The organism is Rummeliibacillus sp. NPDC094406 (genome assembly GCF_044763875.1).
GTDB lineage: Bacteria > Bacillota > Bacilli > Bacillales_A > Planococcaceae > Rummeliibacillus.
This window is the reverse complement of record NZ_JBIWGZ010000003.1, coordinates 1-20,899: the sequence shown is the minus strand read 5'-3', so window position 1 is coordinate 20,899 and position 20,899 is coordinate 1. Positions and strand designations below refer to the sequence as shown.

Here is a 20,899-nt window from a genome sequence, read left to right as displayed (position 1 = left end):
TTAATTAAAGTAGAAAAAATAATCAATTTACGTAAATTTTTAATCTATAATCCCACATAGCGGAATGCAAACCTTTTCATCATAAAACCTTTTTATTATGATTTACAAATAAGTTATTGAAATATTTAGAGAAATATAAATAAAAAAGTGGGAGGACTGTATGGAGTATAGAGTAAAAGTTCACTGGGGCGATACAGATGCAGCAGGAATTGTATTCTATCCAAATTATTATAAATGGATGGATGAAGCGACACATGAATTGTTTTCGAGAATCGGTTATCCAACACAACAACTTTTAGAAGAGCAAATTATCATCCCATTATTAGAAACACACTGTGTATTTAAAAAGCCTGTTCAATATAATGTAGATTTATCAGTTCAGCTACATGTAGATTATGTCAAAGATAAAATTTTTAAAGTAATCTATAGTTTTTTTCTTGAAAATAATCTTGTAGCTGAAGGTTATAGTGTTCGAGCATGGGCGACATTAGGAGAGAACTTGAGGGCAGTTTCAATCCCAAATCAAGTGCGTGATTTACTATTAGAACAGAAATTAGGGGGCGGAAAATAATGAATTATAAGAATGTTTTAATTATAGGGGCAGGGCCAGTTGGAATGACAGCAGCATTAGCACTTCATCATCATGGTGTAAAAGCGACAATTATTGAAGCGGAGAAAGAGGGTCGCGAGCGTGCAGGAAGTCGAGCAATTTACATTCATCGAGAAACATTAAAATTACTTGAGAGCATTTCACCTGGATTAGGCTTTCAATTGGCAGAAATCGGCATTGTATGGCCAGTAAAGAAAACCTTTTATCGTGGAGATGAAGTATACAAACGTGTTTATGAACCTCCAAAACCGAATACATTACCGGCATTTTCAAGTTTACACCAACATGAAATTGAAAAAGCGTTATTTAAAGCTTGTCAAAAAGCGGGTGTTGAATTTATTTGGGATGAGCCAGTAACGAATCTGACAACTTCAGATAAAGGAGTGGAAGTTGTAACATCAAAACGAATTTGGCATACCGAATATCTGTTAGCAGCTGATGGTTCTCGTTCTTCCGTTCGTCAAGCTTTAGGTATCGAATTTGAAGGACCACGAACATCAGATACATTTATCGTTGTAGATGTGAAAGAGGATGAGGCAAATCCCCCTCCAATTGAGCGAATCTTCCATTACCATCACCCATTAGTGGGGGGCCGTAACGTCATGTATGTGCCGTTTGCAGGAGGTTGGCGTATCGATTTACAGCTATTTGCTGAAGACGATAAGGATTATTATGCTTCAGAAGCAGGTGTAAAAGACTGGTTACCGAAAGTGATGGATCCAAAATATGCAGAAGATATTACTTGGATTTCAAGTTATACATTCTATCAAGCAGTTGCAAGTAACTATACAGACGAACATAAGCGTGTCATTTTAGCAGGCGAGGCAGCACATTTATTCGCTCCATTTGGCGCACGTGGTTTAAATTCTGGTGTTCCGGATGCCATTATCGGAGTAAATGGCATTGCAAAAGCTCTACAGGCAGAGACGCGAGAGGACGCACGAAAAGCAGTTGAAGTAGCAGCAAATGAACGTCTAGCTGCTGGTCGCTGGAATCGTGAATGTTCAAATCTGGCACTTGAACATATTCAAGGAACGAGCGAAGAAATTCATCTAAAACGAGAAATGAGTGCTTTCTTAGCGCCACATATTCCAGCGCTTGGTAAATGGTTGGATGAGGGTCCGTTTGGTCCGAAAACAGGTCATCCTCAATTATCTACAAAATATTAAACTCAAATGTCAGCTCGGATAAAAGGGAGGGTTATTCTTTGAATAAATTAATCGAGGCTAGTGAAGTAAGAAATTTAGTGAAAAACCGAGATACATTATTAGTTGGCGGTTTTGGCTTGTCAGGCAGTCCTTTAACGCTAATCTATGATTTATTAAATAGTGATGTAGAGGATTTGACGGTTGTTAGTAATAATTTAGGAGAAGATGGTCAGGGACTTCATAAATTGTTTGAAGCAGGAAAACTAAAAAAAATTATTGGGTCATTTTTTACAACGAATAAACCAGTAGTACATGCATGGCAGCAAGGGGAAATTGAGATTAAGCTAGTTCCACAAGGCACTTTAGCAGAAGCGATTCGTGCTGGTGGTGCAGGTATAGGTGGGTTTTATACAAAAACGGCAGTTGGAACAGAACTAGCGTTTGGAAAAGAGGAACGACTGATTGATGGGGAACGGTATATTTTTGAGCAAGCCATCAAAGGAGATGTTTCATTTGTTAGAGCAGCAAAAGCAGATAAACTAGGAAATCTAGTTTATCATACAACCGCTCGTAATTTTAACCCAATGGTTGCGACAGCAGGAAAGATTGTCATTGCTGAAGTGGATGAAATTGTGGAAGTAGGAGAATTAGATGCAGAACATATCGTTACGCCACATGCCTATGTAGATTATATTGTCAAAACAAATTTCATAAAGAAGGGGGGCGAATACGTTGGCACAAAATACACGATTTAAGATTGCCAAACGTGTTGCGCAAGAATTAGAGGAAGGTCAAATCGTTAATTTAGGGATTGGAATTCCTACATTAGTGCCGCAATTTCTTGGAGATAAACGAGTATTTCTTCAATCTGAGAATGGTTTGTTAGGAATCGGACCATCGCCAACAGAAGAAGAATTGGACATCGATTTGATTAATGCAGGGAAAGAACCGGTTACTGCAATAAGTGGAGCATCTTATTTTAATAGTGTGGATTCATTCGCATTGATCAGAGGTGGTCATGTAGATGTGGCAATCTTAGGAATTCTTGAGGTTGACGTAAGAGGGGAAATCGCTAACTGGGCAGTACCTGATCAACCGATTTTAGGTGTTGGTGGAGCAATGGATTTGGTAGCAGGTGCAAAAAAGGTTATCATTGCTGCAACGTTATTTGATAAAAATGGAAAATCTAAATTAGTCCAAAATCTTTCATATAAAACAAGTGGAGTTCGGAATGTAGATCTTTTTGTCTCAGATTATGCAGTCTTTCAATTCGATAATGAAGGTGTAAAAGTTTTGGAAATACTTGAAGATATGACATTAAAAGAACTAAGTGAAAAAGTAGGGATCCAGCTAGAATATGTAGATTCTATATTAGGAATACCTAAATAAGATGTTTTAAATATGGAGGAAGTTGAGATGACAAATATTGTTTTAGTAGAAGGAGCACGCACTGCGTTTTCTGAAATTTCTGGTTATTTCCGGGACATTTCTGCTACAGATTTAGGCGTTGTGGCTTCTAAAGCAGCAATTCGAAAAGCAAATATAACATCCGAGGATATTGATCAAGTTGTGTTTGGAAACGTTCAACAGTCAAGCAAGGATGCGCATTTTTTAGCACGGCATATTGCATTGAAATCTGGAGTTCCAATTCCAGTACCAGCTCTAACAATTAATCGTTTATGTGGAACAGGTATTGAAGCAATCTTAACAGGCGCACGCTACATTTTAACAGGTGAGGCGAAAGTGGTATTAGCAGGCGGAACAGAGAGTATGAGCCAAGTTCCTCACGTTATTCGTGGCATGCGTTGGGGTAGCCCACTAGGTGGTTCACAAATTGAAGATTGGGTATGGGATGGTTTATATGACACTTACAGTGGCTGTTCAATGGGCGTTACCGCAGAAAATATAGCCAAAAAATATGGTATTACTCGTGAAGAAATTGATCAACATGCATTATCTAGTCATGAACGAGCATTAGAAGCAAGAGCAAAAGGATACTACAAAAATGAAATTGTTCCAATAGCAGTGAAAGGAAAAAAAGGTGAGCATATCGTAGATGAGGACGAGCATGTTCGAGAAACAAGTCTTGAGAAACTATCAAAATTAAAAGCAAAATTTATAAATGATGGTGTTGTTACACCAGGAAGTGCAAGTGGGATGGTTGACGGAGCAGCAGCAGTTATTCTTACAACAAGTGAATATGCAGAGGAGAAAGGATTAAAACCACTAGCGCGATTAGTCTCTTGGGATGTGGTAGGTGTCCAGCCCCAATATATGGGGATTGGTCCTGTCCCAGCTATACAAAATGCATTAAAAAAAGTAGGTTTAACGATAAATGATATGGATTTGTTAGAAATTAATGAAGCATTTTCTGCACAATACTTAGCTTGTCAAAAAGAGCTTGGATTTGATTTAGAAATAGGTAATGTAAATGGTGGAGCAGTTGCAATTGGTCATCCATTGGCAGCGAGTGGCACTCGTATCACATTATCATTGATCTACGAATTACAAAGACGTCAAGGCAAATATGGGGTGTCAGCAGTCTGTATTGGCGGAGGTCAAGGTATAGCAAGTGTTTGGGAAAGAATCTAGTTTTAAATAGAGTAGACGATATCTTGAATTGAAAGTGGGGAGTTGTTTATGAAAGGTTATAAAATAAGAGGTATTGAAGTAGATTTACAGACTTTCCAGTTACAAAGGTTAAATGAATTACTTGTATATGTTTCTAGGTTCAATGAATTTTATAAAGAAAAATTAAAAAATATTCATTTACCGATTATCTCCATATCAGAATTGCAAAACATACCTATGACTACAAAAAAAGAGCTTGTATTAGATCAGCAGCTACACCCACCACTTGGAAAAAATCATACTTATCCACAGGGCAGCTATATCCGTTACCACCAAACATCGGGTACGACAGGTCGCCCTTTAAAAGTATTAGACAATACTGAGAGCTGGGAATGGTGGTCGAATTGTTGGGTTGAAGTTCTTCAAAATGCTGGGGTTACATCTCTGGATCGTGCTTACTTAGCCTTTTCATATGGTCCATTTATTGGTTTCTGGGCAGCACATGAAGGAGTGCAAAAACTAGGAGCTCTGGCAATTCCAGGTGGCTCTATGACTTCCGAAGAACGATTAAATAGTCTAATTGAAAACAATGCAACTGTGCTACTTTGCACGCCAAGCTATGCATTACATCTTGCGGAGGTTGCTAATAATATTGGAACAGATATTAAAAATTCCTCAATCCATACAATCATTACAGCAGGGGAACCAGGTGGATCGATAACAACAACTCGTTCAAAAATTGAATCGTTATGGGGTGCAAAACTTTATGACCATGTTGGTATGACAGAAATGGGTGCTTACGGTTATAGTTGCACAGAACAAAAAGGGCTTCATATAAACGAAGCGGAATTTATTGCAGAAATCATTAATCCAGAAACAGGTAAACTAGTTAAACCAAATGAAAAGGGAGAGCTTGTCTTAACAAACTTGGGGCGTTTTGGATACCCAATAATTCGATATCGTACAGGTGACATCGTCAACAATATTGTAGAAACTTGTGCTTGTGGGAATCCTTATAAGTTTTTACCTGAGGGTATAATTGGCCGTTCCGATGATATGGTGGTGATTCGTGGAATGAACATCTATCCTTCCTCCATCGAATCTATTATTCGAGAATTTGAAGATATCACAGAATTCAGGATTATTTATTACACACATGAGGAGATGGATCAGATTAAGGTCCAAATTGAAGCTTCCAAAGAGACAGCTGATCATTTGACGAAATCACTTCGTAAACAGATTGGGTTAAGAGTTACAGTGGAAATGGTACCTATTAATTCTTTGGAACGATTTATGTTGAAGGCGAAGCGAATAATCGATCAACGTTTGAAATCAGTAAGCGTATAAATTTAGTTGGTTGTATCTAGTTAGTAAAATAAATGTATTAATGCAATGTAGAGGCCCTAGCCACCACAAAAATTCGTCCATCTGTATCGACAATCGGATGGTTGTAAACCTCTTTCTATAAATATTGCTAGACTGCTTTAAGAAATATTGAATGATGAAATTGACACAATCACTTAAAAGCAAAGGGATGGGAGTGAAAGTTCATGAAGGTAGAATATATTGATACAACTTTTCGTGATGGGTCACAAAGTTTATGGGCAGCAGGTATGCCTCCAGGTATGATGGAAGAAATGGCCGACAATTTAGATAATGCAGGGTTTAAAGTAATTGAAGTTCCTGTTATGCCATTAAACTTTAAAAAGATTGTTCGAGATTTAAAAGAAGATCCATGGGAAATGGCGAAAATGCTGGCAAGAAAAATGCCAAACACAACGAAATCATTTATGGGTGAACCCGCTATTTTCCCTTTTGAAATTATTGGGGCACCAGAGTCAGTCGTAAAACTATTTTATAAAAAGTTAGTGGATATAGGTGTATTAAATCGAGTTCAAATCATGGCAAACATTATTGGAAATATTGATGAAAAATACCCGTGGTATATCCCTTTTTTAAGAAGTCAAAACTTAGAAGTTGCTTTAGCGATAGCCTATACGGTTTCTCCCCGTCACACTGATGAATATTATGCCGAGAAGACAAGAGAAATCGCCGCAATGAAACCAGATACAATTTATCTAAAAGATGCGGGAGGATTATTAACAGTTGATCGTATCCGTACATTATTGCCGCTTATGTTAGAAAATTCAAATGGAATCCCTGTTGAAGTACATTCACATTGTACTACAGGTTTAGCAGAAGTTGTTTATTTGGAGGCTTTAAAATTAGGAGCACGGGCACTGCATACTTCTGTACCTCCTTTAGCCGAAGGAAGTGGACAACCATCTGTCTTGAATGTAGTGAGGAATGCTAAATTCTTAGGCTTTGAACACGACCTAGATATTGAACGAATTGAATGGGCTTCACAACGATTATATGAGATGGCAAGACAAGATGACATGCCATTAGGTTCTGCGACGTCTTATGATCACTCTCAATATATTTATCAAATTCCAGGTGGAGTAATTTCCAATCTAAAACATCAATTAGTAGCATTGAATTTACAAGATCGTATAGATGAAGTTTTGGAAGAAACGGTGCGAGTTCGAGAGGAATTAGGTTATCCAGTAATGATTACTCCATATTCACAATTTGTAGTGAGCCAAGCAGCTATCAATGTAGCTACAGGTAAGCGATATAAAATGGTGATTGATGAAATTATTCAATTTGCAATGGGGACTTTTAGTGAGGATTCCGGTTATACATGGATGGATCAAAACCTAAAAGATAAAATTTTATCTTTACCAAGGGTTAAACAAATTCCATCTGCACCTGATACAACAATCTCAATTGAAAAAATACGTGAGCAGTTCGGAGGTCCAACTTTATCTGATGAAGAGTTTTTATTGCGTTATATCATGAAGGGAACTCAAGAAATCGAAGAATTACGCCGAAATAGTTCTCCACGTAAATATATTTCGGCATCAACGCCTCTTGCAAAACTTATTCAAAACATAAGTAAGCAACCAAACTTAAAAAATGTTCAGATTAATGGGACAGATTTTGCTTTAACATTAGCGAGTAAAAAATAAAGGGGATGTTAAGATGACTAACAAATTAAAAGAGATTTTAAGTGAAGAGGAAGTTAAAAATTTCTCAGAACTGATTAAGAATCTAGAAAACTCTTCATTTGATTACTTTAAAGTGGAAAATGAAAATTTACAAATTGTAATTGCGAAAGAAGGTATCGATGTAATGAATTCGGTATCTACTGCAGCACCAACACCACAACTTGTAGCTGCGCCTCCTAAAACGAGTACTAGTATAGAACAAAAACAAATTGTAAAGGAAGTTGCAGCTTCAACACAAGGGGAAACTATAGAAAAAACATCTGTTGATGAGATGACTGAAACAGATGGAATCGTCCAAGTAAAGGCATTAACAGCTGGTATCTTCTACGCACAATCTGAACCAGGGGCACCTCCATATATTAAATTAGGAGACCAGGTGAATGAAGATTCAACGCTTGGATTAGTTGAAATTATGAAAGTTTATAGTGCTATTGTTGCGGGGGTAAAAGGAGAGGTTGTTGGTATCCATGTTGAAAGCGGACAGCTAATTGAATATGGTCAACTCTTATTCTCTGTGAAGACTAACTAATTGAGTGTTTAATTTCAAGGGGGGATAGAAATGACGATATCACGAATTTATATTATTAATAGAGGAGAAATTGCATTACGCATTATTCGCACTTGTAAAGTATTGGGGGTTCAAACAGTCCTTGCAGTTTCAGAAGAAGACAAAACAAGTTTACCAGCTAGAATAGCGGATGAAGTAATTTGTATCGGGCCTGCTAGTGCAACACAAAGTTATTTAAATATTCCTATCATCATCACAACAGCACTAGCAGCAAAAGTAGATGCAATCCATCCCGGGTATGGCTTTTTATCTGAGGTTTCTGAACTTGCTAAAGCTTGTGAGGAAAATGGCATTACATTCGTAGGTCCAAGTGCAGAGCATATTGAAAAAATGGGAAATAAACTGATTGCGCGTTCAATTGCCGAGCAATGCGGTGTACCCATATTAAGAGGGTCTAGTAAAGTACATTCAGTACAAGAAGCAAGGGAAATCGTTGAAGAAATTGGTGTACCGGTTATGCTTAAAGCGGCAGCTGGCGGTGGTGGTCGAGGAATGAAAATTATTCATTCATTAGATAATCTTGAGTCCACATTTGAATCAGCTACAGCGGAAGCAAAAGCCGCGTTTGGTGATGGTTCTATGTATATTGAACGGTATATTTCGAACGCTCGTCATATTGAGGTACAAGTTCTAGGAGATCAATTAGGGAATGTTGTGCATTTAGGTGAACGCGATTGTTCAACACAACGACGTCATCAAAAATTAATTGAGGAAGCTATCGCACCAAATATAACAGAGAAATTAAGAGAAAATATCAGACAATCAGCTGTGAAATTAGCTGAATTTATTAAATATGCAAGTGCTGGGACTGTTGAATTCATTGTAGATCAAGATAATCAAACTTATTATTTCTTAGAAATGAATACCCGTATACAGGTAGAACATCCTGTAACAGAAATGGTCACGGGAATTGATTTAGTAGAACAACAAATCAAAGTTGCCAATAAAGAACCGTTAGCATTTTCTCAGCATGACATAGCATTTAACGGTCATTCGATAGAGTGTCGGATTAATGCGGAGAGTGTGAAAGATAACTTTAAACCAACACCAGGTTTAATTCAAAGTTGGAACATTCCACAAGGACCAGGAATACGTGTAGATTCACATGTCTATCAGGGGTACAAGATTCCAATCTACTATGATTCAATGATTGCTAAATTAATCGTCCATGGTACAACCAGAGAACATGCGATTCGTCGAATGTTAGTTGCATTAGATGAATTTCAAGTTGAAGGTATAAGCACAACGATTCCGTTTTTAAAAGAAATTCTAAATAGGAGCGAATTTAAAAACGGTCAAGTTCATACAAAGCTTATTGAAGCAGCTTTAGTTTAGACGGATTGTAATATTAAGTGCACCCCCCCAGAGTAAATAAAAGAAGCCCATAACGACCTCGTGTAAAATGTTGTGACCACACCAACATTTGAACGGAGGAAATCGTTATAAATGAACGCGCAAAAATAGAAATCTTACGAAGGCTTATCTATACAAGCGATTACCCATAAGCTAAAACGCCAGCCTTCGACTATTTCTCGTGAATTGACACGACATGCTGACTGTTCGGCTGATCAAGCACAAGCACGCTATCGAGAAAATAAGATGCATTGTGGTGCGAAGCTGAAATTAACACCAGAAGTAAAAGAGGCGGTTCAAGAAAAGTTAGAGGAGACCTGGTCGCCTGAACAAATTATCAGACGCCTATATCAGGGAAAACTAAGTTTTAAAAGTATCTACCGCTGGCTTTATAACGGCTTATTAAAGAAGCCCCTTACGGTTCTCCGTCAGAAGGGAAAGCGGCAGAAATCGAATATTGGCACACCCATTGCCAAACGTCCAAAAGAAATTCGACATCGAGAAACATTTGGCCATTGGGAACTCGATACCGTTGTATCGGGCCGTGGGCAGGCAAAGGGCTGCGTAGCCACGTTCATTGAACGTAAAACACCTTGGTATATAGCTATTTTAATTCCCGATCGTTCTGCCAAATCAATGGAGGCAGCTATAAGGCTTCTCTACGCCCTATTACCAAATGGAGCAATGAAGACAGCTACAACTGATCATGGAAAAGTATTTAGCTGTTACGCGGTGTTAGAAAAAGGTCTGTGGCTCCAAGTGTACTTCGTGGACGCCTACTCTTCCTGGCAACGTGGTAGTAACGAGAACGGGGAATGCTTATTTCGTGAGTTCTTCCCGAAGAAGACTAATTTTGATGAAGTTAAACCAATCAGGTAAACCAAGCACTCCAACTCATTAATAGCCGGCCAAGGAAGTGCCTTGGATGGAAAACTGCATATGAGGAAGAACTGTTGCACTTAATTTGACAAACTATCGAGATAATAAAATAATGATATATATATATGGAAATTTAAGGAAATTAATAAGCATCTAATGATTTTTAGTATTTATCATTTTATTAGATGCTTTTTATGTTGCATCAATCTTTTTGAAATAAATATCAAATTAGCCGAATTTAATACTTGAATAGGGAATTGATTATTTGTTAAAAATTTTCTAAAAATTTGTTGTCATGAGATAAAAAATATAATAAAATGATTTTATATCTTAATAGTGTATTTTGTTCACTATTAGTGATATTTATTTTTTAGTCACCACATATTTGTTTCATTTTAAAGGGAGGGGAAAAACATGGGGAAAATAAATGTGAGTGAGTTTGTTGATGGTCAAAAATTTAACCGCTTTCATTTAACATTGCTTCTTTCATGTATCTTTATCATAGTTGTTGATGGGTACGATATGTTTATGCTAGGAGCCATTTTGCCGACGTTGATGGAAGAGTGGGGAATGAATGCTGTTACAGGAGGCCAGCTCGGAAGTTATGCTTTGTTCGGCATGATGATCGGGGCTCTTGTTTTTGGTCCACTGGCTGACCGATTTGGACGGAAAAATGTTATTTTAATTTGTACGCTTATCTTTTCGCTTTTCACTTTTACTTCCGGATTTGCTAATGGGCCGGGTGCGTTTGGGGTACAACGTTTTATTGCTGGGGTTGGTCTTGGGGGAGTAATGCCAAACCTTATTGCGATTGTAACTGAGTATGCACCAGCAAAATTGCGAAGTACTTTAGTAGCGATTATGTTTAGTGGACATGCTTTTGGAGGGATAATTGCTTCCCTTAGTGCTTTAGTTATTATGCCAAACTTTGGATGGCGTGGAGTTGTCTTTATCTCATGTATCCCGCTTGTAATACTGCCGTTTTTATATAAAGCGATGCCCGAGTCTTACAGCTATTACATAAAGGTAAACAAAAAAGAAAAATTAGTTCGTACGTTAAATCGCATCAATCCGAAGCATCAGTTTAAACAAACAGACGAATTGGTGATGCATGGGTCAGATGATACAAATTCTTCTTTAAGAAAATTGTTTACAGATAAACGTGGTTTCAGTACTGTAATGTTTTGGATTGCCGCTTTTATGTGTCTATTGGTAATGTACGGTTTGAGTACATGGCTGCCAAAAATCATGCAAAATGCAGGTTACCCAATAGGTTCTAGTTTAATATTCTTAATTGTTTTAAACTTGGGTGGCGTCACGGGGGCGATTATTGCAGGGAAGCTTTGCGATAAATTTGGATCTCGTCGAATCTTACTTATATTTTTTACATTAGGGTTCCTATCACTAACAGCATTAAGCTTTAGCCCAAATCAAGTGTTACTGTATATCATGGTCTTTATTGCGGGGGCTACGACAACCGGTACTCAAATTAATACAAATGCTTATGTATCACAATATTATCCGTCTGGTATCCGCTCAACAGGTGTTGGTTGGGAACTAGGAATTGGACGTATCGGCGGGATGCTTGGACCAGCAATCGGCGGCTTCCTATTAGCTTCAAATTTACCTGTACATTTCAATTTCTTGGCGTTTGCCATTCCATGTTTAATTGCCGGATTATCCATATTATTAGTTCAAGAGAAATACGGTCACATCGTAGCACAACAAGAAGTTGAAGATGATGATGTTGATCATTCAACTATTTATAATTAATATCTTACCTTATTAATAAGAGAGGGAACCCAAAGCTAGTGGGTTCCCTTTTTCATAGTACGTCTCGGCCATGTCCGGCAACTTGGTGATAAAAGTTCACTATGGACGATGGGAAATGTGAACCACTACTCAAGCGCAAGGGTATCCATGGCAACGTAGAATCTGAAGGAAGCGGAAGGCAAAACATTGGTTCGGGGTATGCAAATGACATTTGAGGTTAGTCTGTCTGGACAAGATTACTAAACAAATCTAAATCCTAAACACCTCCGGAGCAATAAATGTAGCAGATAGATGAGGTAAAAGTTGGCGGATTTAAGATATATAAACTCCGTACTATATAGGTTGAATCAAAGAATTACATTTTCACACAGAGCCTATCTATAATTTCTGTTGCTCTCTCACTGAGTTGCTTTACAAAATTTCTTACATTCGGGCGTATGTCCTGAACTCTGGAATAAAAGACATTATTAATAATTGTTTCCTTCATCCATTTCCACCGCCCCTCGATGAGGTTTAATTCCGGGCTGTACGGTGGAAGAAATACTAATTGAAGCCTATCCTCATTCTCTTCGAGAAATGACTGAATCAACTTGGCAGGGTGAATTCTTGCATTGTCGAGAAACATAACGATTTTTCCGGTTGGATAGTTTTTAAGGCCAATTTTTAGGAATTCAAGGAATACTTCTGCATAATAGCGTTCAGCTTTGGCTACAAAGATTTCGCCTGTTTCATAATTAAGCGTTCCGAGGAGCTTGGCTCCACGGTGTTGACCGTAGGTCGGAATGAACCTTTGCTTTCCTCTTAGGAACCAAGAACGCTGGAAGCCTGATAGTCCCTGATCGTTGATTCATCTTCGAAGAGGAGATGGTCTATTTCTCCGTTTAAAAGCTTTTTTTAGAGTTGGAAATGTTATATCTTTGAATTCTTCTTACTTACCCTTGTCCGCTTTTTTTAGTACATAGGTTGGTCTTGTGTAGCTGAGACCAAGGTCCTCAAGTAACCTTGGAACGCCACGCAAAGTATAAGGTTGACCCCATTCACGTTCGATGAATACAGCAATGATAGCAAGCGTCCAGTTATAGTTGTTTTCAAATCCACATCATGAGGCGGTTTGAAGGCTACAACCTGCACAAGTAAGTGTTCTTGAATTTCAGTCATTTTTCGGGGCGCACCAGTTGATTTGCCCATATTAAGTCCCTCAAGCCCGTTTTTCCGCTAGGCTTGGATATAGGAGGAAACCGTTTTGTTTGAACAGGAAACGATATCGCAGATCTCTTTTTGAGAATAGCCCATTAAATGCAGATGAATAACTTGATACCTTTCAAACATTCTTCGATCATTTGTTGTTTTCATAACTTCAGCTACCTGAATAGCTTCCTGAGAGTGGGTCAACAATCTCATCCTTTCAAATAGGGGTTTCTTTTCCAATACCCTATAATAGAGGAGTAAAAGCTTTCAAATTCAACATTTATATAAAAATATCTTGTTTATACTATGAGCTATTGAAGGATACATTGACTAAATAAAGTCATTTGTCTGTTTGACTTTATTATAAAAAGACGGTAAATAAATGTTAGATTACGGACATGCAAATCTTAGATGAATTATCGAAGAACAGTCCCGCATTACAATGAATAAGGGGAGAAATTCCATTTGACTTGCCCAGCCACCTCGACAAGGATTGTGAAAAAATGGTATAAAAGAGTTGTTGAATAGGAGACGATTAGATTAAATGGGTAAAGTTAGGTCGTTTTATCCATACTTTTATGACCGTAATTACAGAAAGCATTTTTTATCAACCTAATCTATCATTCATTAAAACACTAGAGGAATATATAAATAGTTATAAAATCAGTAACAAGAATTAGTGTATACTGAAATGTGAATTTCCATCCACTGAGTTAATAAATTAATTTTTGAAAGTACTAAATACATGTGCCAACTATAAATTTATCGATTGTTATTAATAAATAGTCATTGACAGAAATGAAAGAGATAAATGTATCAACTGTTGAGGTAAATTGAGAAAATGTAAGAGCAACCGAAATTTGCAAATATAGCGTAAAAAGGGGTGGTCTCATGAATTTTTGAGACGACTTTTTTTATATCCATTATTATAAAAATCCCAAAAGTGAATAACCTTTGGGATTTTTATGTAATTTAAGGCTTGGGATTCATAAAAAAGCGCTGGAATATAAGATAACAATTTTAATTATTACCGGAAAGCAGCTTTAAATTCTCCAGTGATCGTTTGGTAACCATTATTTGATTCATAAGCTTGTTCTTGTTCTAATTCGAAACGATCCATGATTGGAATATCGTTTACTGAGAAAAGATAAGAGTCCTCAGAAGCGACGTGTTCATACCAAGCCCAGTTTGGCACAACGAAATAATCGCCTTTTTTCCAATCGAAACGAACACCGTTAATCACTGAGTAACCAGATCCCTTATGAACATGGTAAACAGTAGAGTGTGTATGACGTAACGCTTTAGTATGGAAATCCTTAGGTAAATGCTGCATTCTAGTTCCTAAAGTAGGGTTGGCAGATTTACCTGTGGATGGGTTGATATATTCTACTGCAAATCCATGATGTGGATCTGGTTCAAATTCCATCAAGCCCTTAATTCCATCCACTGTACGATTCCACTTATAGTTTGCAAGTGGGGCAACGATGTATTTATCATCCCCAACAGGACGTACCATACCGCCACGGTAACGTTTTTCAGTAAAGTTGTCTGGAATATTTGGTTGTTGTAGACCGTCTGCGTAAGGTTCAAAGAATGTACCACCAATTGAATAGATAGTTGGAATATCTAAAGCATCCATCCAAATCATTGGCTCTGTACCTACATGTTCATGACCATGCCATAGGTTTTTAGGAGTGATTAAAAAATCGCCTTCTTCCATGAAGATGCGTTCACCTTGTACGATTGTATAAGCACCTGTTCCTTCCGAGATAAATCGCAGGGCACTTTGGGAATGGCGGTGTGATGGCGCTTTTTCGCCAGGCTGCAACATTTGAACAGCTGCATAAATAGTTTGTGTTGTAGAAGCCCATCCCCAAGGCTTACGATAGGTCAAACCAGGATTTTGGAAGTAAATGGCACGGCGTTCACCGCCTCGTTCTGGTGTGAAGATTTGTGCCGCTTCCCCCATTTTCTTTTTAATTAGCTCATTACTCCAAAGATAGGCTTCTGCATGTGGCTGTGGAGTCTTGTTCATAATTTCGGGAATCGCTTCCCAAAGAGGCCCTAAGCTATATTGTTGAATGTCTTTCGTATAATCGGTTACAATCGAACTTTTCATAAACTCTTTAACTTCTTGATTTACTTCTGCCATCTCGCATTCCCCTCTACAATTAAAATTTTATAGTAAGAGGGAGAGTAGTGAATCCACTACTCGATCCCTCCGTCGCCTAAGCTTTAAACTATAGCAGCCACTTCAGCAGCTTTTACTTTATTTTCAAGTACGCCGACTTTATCGATTTCAATCGACACGACGTCGCCATCCTTTAAGAATTGTTGAGGGTCCATCGCAAACCCGACACCACCAGGAGTTCCTGTTAATACAACATCACCTGGCTCTAAAGTCATCAGATTTGATAAGAAGGAAACTAGTTTTTTAACATCAAATACTAGATTTGAAGTGTTTGTTTTTTGACGCACTTCACCATTTACTTTTAATACAACATCTAATCCAGATGGATCCTGCAATTCATCGGATGTCACTAAGTAAGGTCCCATCGGTGCAGTTCCATCAATTGTTTTACCTTGCAGCCATTGAATTGTGCGGCGTTGAATATCTCGGTATGTTACGTCGTTTGTAATTGTGTATCCCGCAACATAATCAAGCGCATCTTCCTCTGAAACGTTACGTGCTTTTTTTCCGATAACAAATGTAAATTCAGCTTCATAGTCAAGTTGGTCTGAGATTGGATAGAAGGGAATATCATCTTCCGGTCCGATAATTGTGTTTGCAAATTTAGCAAAAATAACAGGATTAGATGGAAGTTCACGACCCATTTCTAAAATGTGTTCACGATAGTTATGACCGACACAAATAATTTTGCCTGGATTTTGAACGGGTGCTTCAATCGTAACTTCATCTTTCGTATAGATACTTTTTTTATCAAAGCTATCTGGGTTTGTTAGAATAAAATCGATTGCATTTTGAGCTATTTGAAGAGATTCTTTACCACCTTGATATAATTCATCTGCTGTAGCTGGCACGAATGCATGAGCAATTTCTTCATAGCGATACTTACCTTCTGCCTTTAGTTGTGCCTGGTAAGCATAATTTAAGTCGACTACTTTATCTCCAACAATTGCGCCTGCTCTTGTATGTCCTGCTGATGTGAAGTTAATAAGTTTCATAATAATCCCCCTAATAATTACATCCTTTTTTAATGAACAAAGTTCACTATTTATAGAAATGGTAGTATATTTCCGGAAAAATGTCAATGTTATTTATTTTCAGATAAATAGAGTCGTGGTCAGCCCCATATATCTATAAAACTATATTTATTATTAATATAGCTAAGTAAAATTAGAAAGCGAATTATCCGAAGGGTCAATCTTCCTTTTTTGGGCCGATATTCCTATAACCAACAACAGTAATTGTACCTATTAGCTCTTTATTAAAATTTAAATTAGGTACACTGGAGATCGAGACATGTTTGACTAATGGCTCGATTTTAGAGGAAACAAATAACTTCCTAGCATTCTCTTTTTTAATTAATCAAGTAGTTGTATTTAAATCCTATGAAACGAAGGAAGGAGGGGTAATCCAGATGAAATGTCGAAGTGTTTCGAAGGAGGACATCCAAAAGTTCAAAATGCACTTTCATACATTAATCGCCAATTCCGCTGGCCGATTTTTGACCGTCTGACAATCGATAACTAGAAAGTGGGGAACGTTAACTTTAGGAGGTGATGCAGCACACCTATGCTACAATTACAATCCCTTGCACAGGAAGCAGTTCAAGCATTGAATGATTCTTATATTCCAAGGTGAGCAATTAAAGACAAATAAATCTTATGAAGTAGCATTTAAAAAATACCAAGAAATCTGTATTCCACGTTCTGCAATCGTTCAAACAAGTGCATGTAACATGGAAGAAATAATTCATGCGTAAGGTAAAGGTTTGATTATGCTTCGTGATGCAATTTTGATAAAACATCAACCAATAGATTTCTTATATGGTATCTTCAACAAATATAAAGATGGAAAATTTATCCAAGATTAATTTTAGATGTTTATATAGCATTTTTAAGCCTTATGATCGCCGTTAGTACGGAAATGAAAAAACGTTAGAGCAGAAAATTCTAACGTTTTTTAATCTTATCCCTTATAACCGAAAGCACGGGACATTTCTGTATTAATCTCAATGACTTGCTGAACAATTTCAGAGGATGTATCCTTTGGAACTTCCTCTGAGAAACCTATAATTGTGCATGCGGCAACTAGTTCATTTTTATAATCCAGAATTGGCAAGCTTAGCGATGATACATGCTTTGTTAGCGGTTCTTTGGCAAAGGCAATGTGAGTTTTTTGAATTTCTGATAACTCATTTTGGAATTCATTTACAGGGAACTTAAGATGTTTCGTTTGTTCTTGTTCAATCCAGTTATAAACCTCTTCACGGTTTGCATATGCAGCATGAATTTTTCCAGCAGCTGAGAGAAGCGGAAGCTTAGTGCCAATTTGTGCACCGATATTTAAACCGTAATTAGTATTCCAAATTCCTGTAATGACCGGCGTATCATTCAACCAAACAGATAGGGAAGTTGTCATATTTGTAAGATTACTAATTTCTTTAAAGTTTGAAGAAAGTTTACTAGTGATGTCATTATTCTTCATTGCCGCATTTCCATACTCAAGAAACTTATAGGCTAGCGAGTAGTGTCCCTGCTTTGAATCTCTATAAAGAAGATCTAGATTTGTTAAGGTATTTAAATATTTATAAAGATTACTTTTTGAAATTCCAGTTAGTTCTTGAATTTCGGTAAATTTTAATGGGTTATCACTTTGTGCGACCACATCTATAATATTGACACCATGAACGAGGGAACCAATGGTAGAAGCTTTATTCATTTCCATTTTATGTATCCTTTCTAGTTTTAATAATTGTAGAGGTATTTTAGAGTTGTATTATTAGAATTATTAATTATATACTAAGATATACTATTACAGTTTATCGGAAAAGTGAAGCAGATTCACTATATTAAGAATTGAAGGAGGGTTTTTTATGACAATGGCAATTTCAAACGAAAAATTAGAAGTGTTTAAGAAAAGTATTTTGGATATGATCAAGGTGCTTGAGGATACCGAGGATTCAGTACTATATATTAAGCCTTCTGAGAAAGAGTGGTCAGGTATGCAAATTGTCTCCCACGTTCTTGAGGCTATAGACTATTGGTTAGTGGACTTGGAAGCATTACTAATTGTTCCAGGTGCAAAGTGGGGACGAAATCATGAACATGTTCGTCGCTTAGCGGCAGTAGATGAAAAAGTTGTATCGGGGCTTAAAAAAGAAGATACAATTAAAGTATTACAGGATCTAGTTCCAAGAGTAGAAGAAGTTTTAGGGAAAGTCCAAGAAGAAGATTTAGCCAAAACGGCACCAAGCTATAACCCTAATTTTGATGGCAAACCATTATCCTTCATAGTGGACCATTTAATTGTTCAGCATGTTGCAGGGCATTTTGAACAGCTCGTTCGTCATTTGCAAAAAGTTCAATAAAAATACCAAACGTCTAACTCATACCATTTAATACTATGAGTAGGCGTTTTTTATTGCAAGTTTATAGTTTTTAATGTACAACGAGCCTACTTTAACAGTGCAGAGGAGTATTGATATAAGGGCGCGATTCTTGAAAAAGAATTGTGCCTTCTTTAGCTATAGGGCCATTATCTTGAATAACGTTTTAAGAAAAGTTGGTTATGATTTGGGTTATTTTGGTAGAATCTAATTAAATGAGGGTGAGGGGGTTAAATAAATGAAAAAAATTATAGTTGGAATAATTATAGTTGGAATTTTAGGTATTGGGGTTTATTTCCTATTTGGACAAAGTGGGAGTGATGAAAATCTCACTTATAAAGGGGAAAGTGATAATTGGAAAGTAGAATATACGTTCAATAATGCAGGTAAGGAAGACGTACAAAGTTCTATTGACTTGAAATATCAGGGATCAGATGTAAGCAGTGTTGGAGAATTTCAATTTGCAGTACAAACGAAACTTAATAAATGGGGTCAAAGTATAATTGAGTTGGACGAAAACGGACTTTATACCAGCTCTAATCCTGCAATAATAAAGGGAGTTTTAACCGAAAAGGATAAACCAGTTTTCACAATTAGTTGGAATGATAATGAAGAGGAGATTATTTTAGAAAGAAAATAATGAAGTCATATGTAGTTTGGAAAACTTATTAAGTTCTAACGAGGGGGGATTTGAATAACGATATTCCACAAACGGGCGCTATTCTTGAAAAAGAATTGTGCCTTCTTTAGCTAAAGGGCCATTTAATGGAAGAACGTCTTTAAAGAAATTCGGGAAAATATGATAAAAATTAAGGTTAGATTGTTTAGTAATGTACTTAAACTAACGAAGCAGAATACTTCAAGAAACAGTATGATATGATGGAAATATTGAAATGTAAGCATACTTTGTTGGAGGGAATGTGTTGTGAAACATAAAATAAAAAAAACAGAACTTTTGACTAACAATGATATTTGGAACAAAGTTATTGAAGTAATAGGCGAATATGACTTTCCGACAGAAAATGAAATTATTAATGAGGTATTTATTGTTTTTAATTACTATTCAGAACTCGAAAGTGGAGGTCATGAGAGTTTGTTCAATTGGTTTTCATGGCATATTGAGGAAGTAGGAATAACCAATTACCTGAAAGAACTTACAGCTATTCTTGAAAAAATTGATGCTTATGATTATTCCAAAATCGAAAATGAATTTGGTAACGAATTGTGGAGATTATTCAAGGCAATAGAAAATGATGAAATTGAAGAAGAAGAGTTTTATAGTGTTGTTGAAAAAGCAGATAATGAATATGAAAAACTCAATGGAAAATTAGGAGATTTATTAGAAACTTATTTTGTTAATGTTTATACTGAATTGATTGAAGTAGTTGAAAATTAAGTGTCTATTAACAAACGGGTGCTTTAGTTGAATAACGATCTTAAACAATCGGGCGCAATCCTTGAATAAGGATTGCGCTTATTTCTATTTTAGGGCCAGATTGTTGAAGAAGAGGTATTATTAGAAGCGTGTTGAAATAGGAATATAGGGGATGATTTAATTCAACATTATTTTGGGGGAGAGTTAATTTGAAGAAAATAATTACTTTATTATTTTCAATTATGCTTTTAACAGCATGTTCAGAAACTACGACCAATGATTATAAATTTAGTGGAGAAAGTGAACATTGGGAAGCTGAATACTCCTATAAAGGAACAGAAATATGGGGAGAAAAAGACGGGAAAAAAACTTATTCGAACGAAGATGGCTATGAGTTCGTTTTAAAATACAAAGGTTCTTTAGAAGAGTTGTCTTCATTACAAAAAATTGAATACTCTTATAAAACTATTAGTAGTGGTGGGAAAAGCATTGAAGAGTTCACGGAATCCCCATCAACAGTAACATTTTCGTCTTCAGGTAGGTCAAAAGGTGGCGCAAAAGTAGATGAAGATGAAGTTATAAAAGTAAATGTAAAATGGGATGACTTCGAAGAGTCATTTGAACTGCATAATAAAAGTAAGTAATTCTTTGAGCTGTTCAAATTGTTATTCAATTATAGGGCGCATTTCAATAATTGAATTGACCCCAAAAAGTTAGACATTATATTAAGTTAAGCAGCTATGGAGGATTGAATTCGGTATTGTACCGGACTTAGTCCTTTTAATTTTCT

The 20,899-nt window shown here is 36.7% G+C and carries 18 protein-coding genes and 2 pseudogenes; 16 read left to right on the top strand and 4 right to left on the bottom strand.

Translation table 11 applies throughout. The annotated features are described in order from the left end of the window. Positions 1-160 precede the first annotated feature (160 nt). The 11 genes and pseudogenes from ACIQ4I_RS08430 to ACIQ4I_RS08380 all read left to right on the top strand — a co-directional run bounded on the left by ACIQ4I_RS08430 (position 161) and on the right by ACIQ4I_RS08380 (position 11,973). Positions 161-571 (top strand): acyl-CoA thioesterase, encoded by a 411-nt coding sequence (locus ACIQ4I_RS08430; RefSeq protein WP_403095170.1) that lies wholly within the window; start codon positions 161-163, stop codon positions 569-571. Next, on the top strand, positions 571-1,779 hold the full coding sequence (locus tag ACIQ4I_RS08425) for an FAD-dependent monooxygenase (protein ID WP_403095168.1): 1,209 nt from the start codon (positions 571-573) through the stop codon (positions 1,777-1,779). Before ACIQ4I_RS08430 ends, ACIQ4I_RS08425 begins: the two co-directional genes overlap by 1 nt. A 38-nt stretch (positions 1,780-1,817) precedes the next feature. Further along, positions 1,818-2,513, top strand: coding sequence for a CoA transferase subunit A (locus ACIQ4I_RS08420; RefSeq protein ID WP_403095165.1), 696 nt, complete (start codon positions 1,818-1,820; stop codon positions 2,511-2,513). Further along, complete coding sequence (locus tag ACIQ4I_RS08415; protein ID WP_403095163.1) at positions 2,491-3,147, top strand: 3-oxoacid CoA-transferase subunit B; 657 nt, start codon at positions 2,491-2,493, stop codon at positions 3,145-3,147. Before ACIQ4I_RS08420 ends, ACIQ4I_RS08415 begins: the two co-directional genes overlap by 23 nt. Before the next feature lie 27 nt (positions 3,148-3,174). Continuing rightward, the gene (locus ACIQ4I_RS08410) at positions 3,175-4,350 is read left to right on the top strand and encodes an acetyl-CoA C-acetyltransferase (RefSeq protein WP_403095160.1); all 1,176 of its coding nucleotides are present in this window, start codon (positions 3,175-3,177) and stop codon (positions 4,348-4,350) included. A gap of 48 nt (positions 4,351-4,398) precedes the next feature. After that, on the top strand, positions 4,399-5,676 hold the full coding sequence (locus tag ACIQ4I_RS08405; protein WP_403095158.1) for a phenylacetate--CoA ligase family protein: 1,278 nt from the start codon (positions 4,399-4,401) through the stop codon (positions 5,674-5,676). A gap of 203 nt (positions 5,677-5,879) precedes the next feature. Further along, positions 5,880-7,361 carry a hypothetical protein gene (locus ACIQ4I_RS08400; protein ID WP_403095155.1) on the top strand — a complete coding sequence of 494 codons (1,482 nt, stop codon included), beginning with the start codon at positions 5,880-5,882 and terminating at the stop codon, positions 7,359-7,361. Between the two features lie 13 nt (positions 7,362-7,374). Beyond that, positions 7,375-7,929 carry an acetyl-CoA carboxylase biotin carboxyl carrier protein gene (locus ACIQ4I_RS08395; RefSeq protein WP_403095153.1) on the top strand — a complete coding sequence of 185 codons (555 nt, stop codon included), beginning with the start codon at positions 7,375-7,377 and terminating at the stop codon, positions 7,927-7,929. Between the two features lie 30 nt (positions 7,930-7,959). Next, a complete protein-coding gene (locus ACIQ4I_RS08390) occupies positions 7,960-9,303 on the top strand; it encodes an acetyl-CoA carboxylase biotin carboxylase subunit (protein ID WP_403095151.1) in 1,344 nt (447 codons plus the stop codon). A 101-nt stretch (positions 9,304-9,404) separates the two neighbouring features. After that, positions 9,405-10,289, top strand: a pseudogene (locus tag ACIQ4I_RS08385) (IS30 family transposase). Between the two features lie 325 nt (positions 10,290-10,614). After that, the gene (locus tag ACIQ4I_RS08380; protein WP_403095148.1) at positions 10,615-11,973 is read left to right on the top strand and encodes an MFS transporter; all 1,359 of its coding nucleotides are present in this window, start codon (positions 10,615-10,617) and stop codon (positions 11,971-11,973) included. Between the two features lie 355 nt (positions 11,974-12,328). Here ACIQ4I_RS08380 and ACIQ4I_RS08375 read toward each other — a convergent pair. From ACIQ4I_RS08375 to ACIQ4I_RS08365, 3 genes and pseudogenes are all read right to left on the bottom strand, one after another. After that, a pseudogene (locus ACIQ4I_RS08375) lies at positions 12,329-13,374 on the bottom strand (IS630 family transposase). 814 nt (positions 13,375-14,188) lie between these two features. Then, complete coding sequence (locus ACIQ4I_RS08370; RefSeq protein ID WP_403095145.1) at positions 14,189-15,313, bottom strand: cupin domain-containing protein; 1,125 nt, start codon at positions 15,311-15,313, stop codon at positions 14,189-14,191. A gap of 83 nt (positions 15,314-15,396) precedes the next feature. After that, positions 15,397-16,347: a fumarylacetoacetate hydrolase family protein gene (locus tag ACIQ4I_RS08365; protein ID WP_403095142.1), complete on the bottom strand. Its 951-nt coding sequence runs from the start codon at positions 16,345-16,347 to the stop codon at positions 15,397-15,399. 617 nt (positions 16,348-16,964) lie between these two features. Between ACIQ4I_RS08365 and ACIQ4I_RS08360 the strand changes: the two genes are divergently transcribed. Continuing rightward, positions 16,965-17,108 (top strand): hypothetical protein, encoded by a 144-nt coding sequence (locus ACIQ4I_RS08360; protein WP_403095140.1) that lies wholly within the window; start codon positions 16,965-16,967, stop codon positions 17,106-17,108. A gap of 206 nt (positions 17,109-17,314) precedes the next feature. Here the strand turns inward: ACIQ4I_RS08360 and ACIQ4I_RS08355 are convergent, their stop codons facing one another. After that, positions 17,315-18,073, bottom strand: coding sequence for an IclR family transcriptional regulator (locus ACIQ4I_RS08355; protein WP_403095138.1), 759 nt, complete (start codon positions 18,071-18,073; stop codon positions 17,315-17,317). Positions 18,074-18,221: 148 nt separating this feature from the next. Between ACIQ4I_RS08355 and ACIQ4I_RS08350 the strand changes: the two genes are divergently transcribed. The 4 genes from ACIQ4I_RS08350 (at position 18,222) to ACIQ4I_RS08335 (ending at position 20,753) form a co-directional block, all read left to right on the top strand. Continuing rightward, positions 18,222-18,716, top strand: a complete 495-nt coding sequence (locus ACIQ4I_RS08350) for a DinB family protein (protein ID WP_403095135.1) — start codon at positions 18,222-18,224, stop codon at positions 18,714-18,716. Positions 18,717-18,972: 256 nt separating this feature from the next. Then, on the top strand, positions 18,973-19,374 hold the full coding sequence (locus tag ACIQ4I_RS08345; protein ID WP_403095133.1) for a hypothetical protein: 402 nt from the start codon (positions 18,973-18,975) through the stop codon (positions 19,372-19,374). Positions 19,375-19,659: 285 nt separating this feature from the next. Next, on the top strand, positions 19,660-20,130 hold the full coding sequence (locus ACIQ4I_RS08340) for a DMP19 family protein (RefSeq protein ID WP_403095131.1): 471 nt from the start codon (positions 19,660-19,662) through the stop codon (positions 20,128-20,130). A 188-nt stretch (positions 20,131-20,318) separates the two neighbouring features. Beyond that, entirely contained in the window at positions 20,319-20,753 is a 435-nt protein-coding gene (locus tag ACIQ4I_RS08335; protein ID WP_403095128.1) for a hypothetical protein, read from the top strand. The last annotated feature ends 146 nt before the right edge of the window (positions 20,754-20,899 follow it).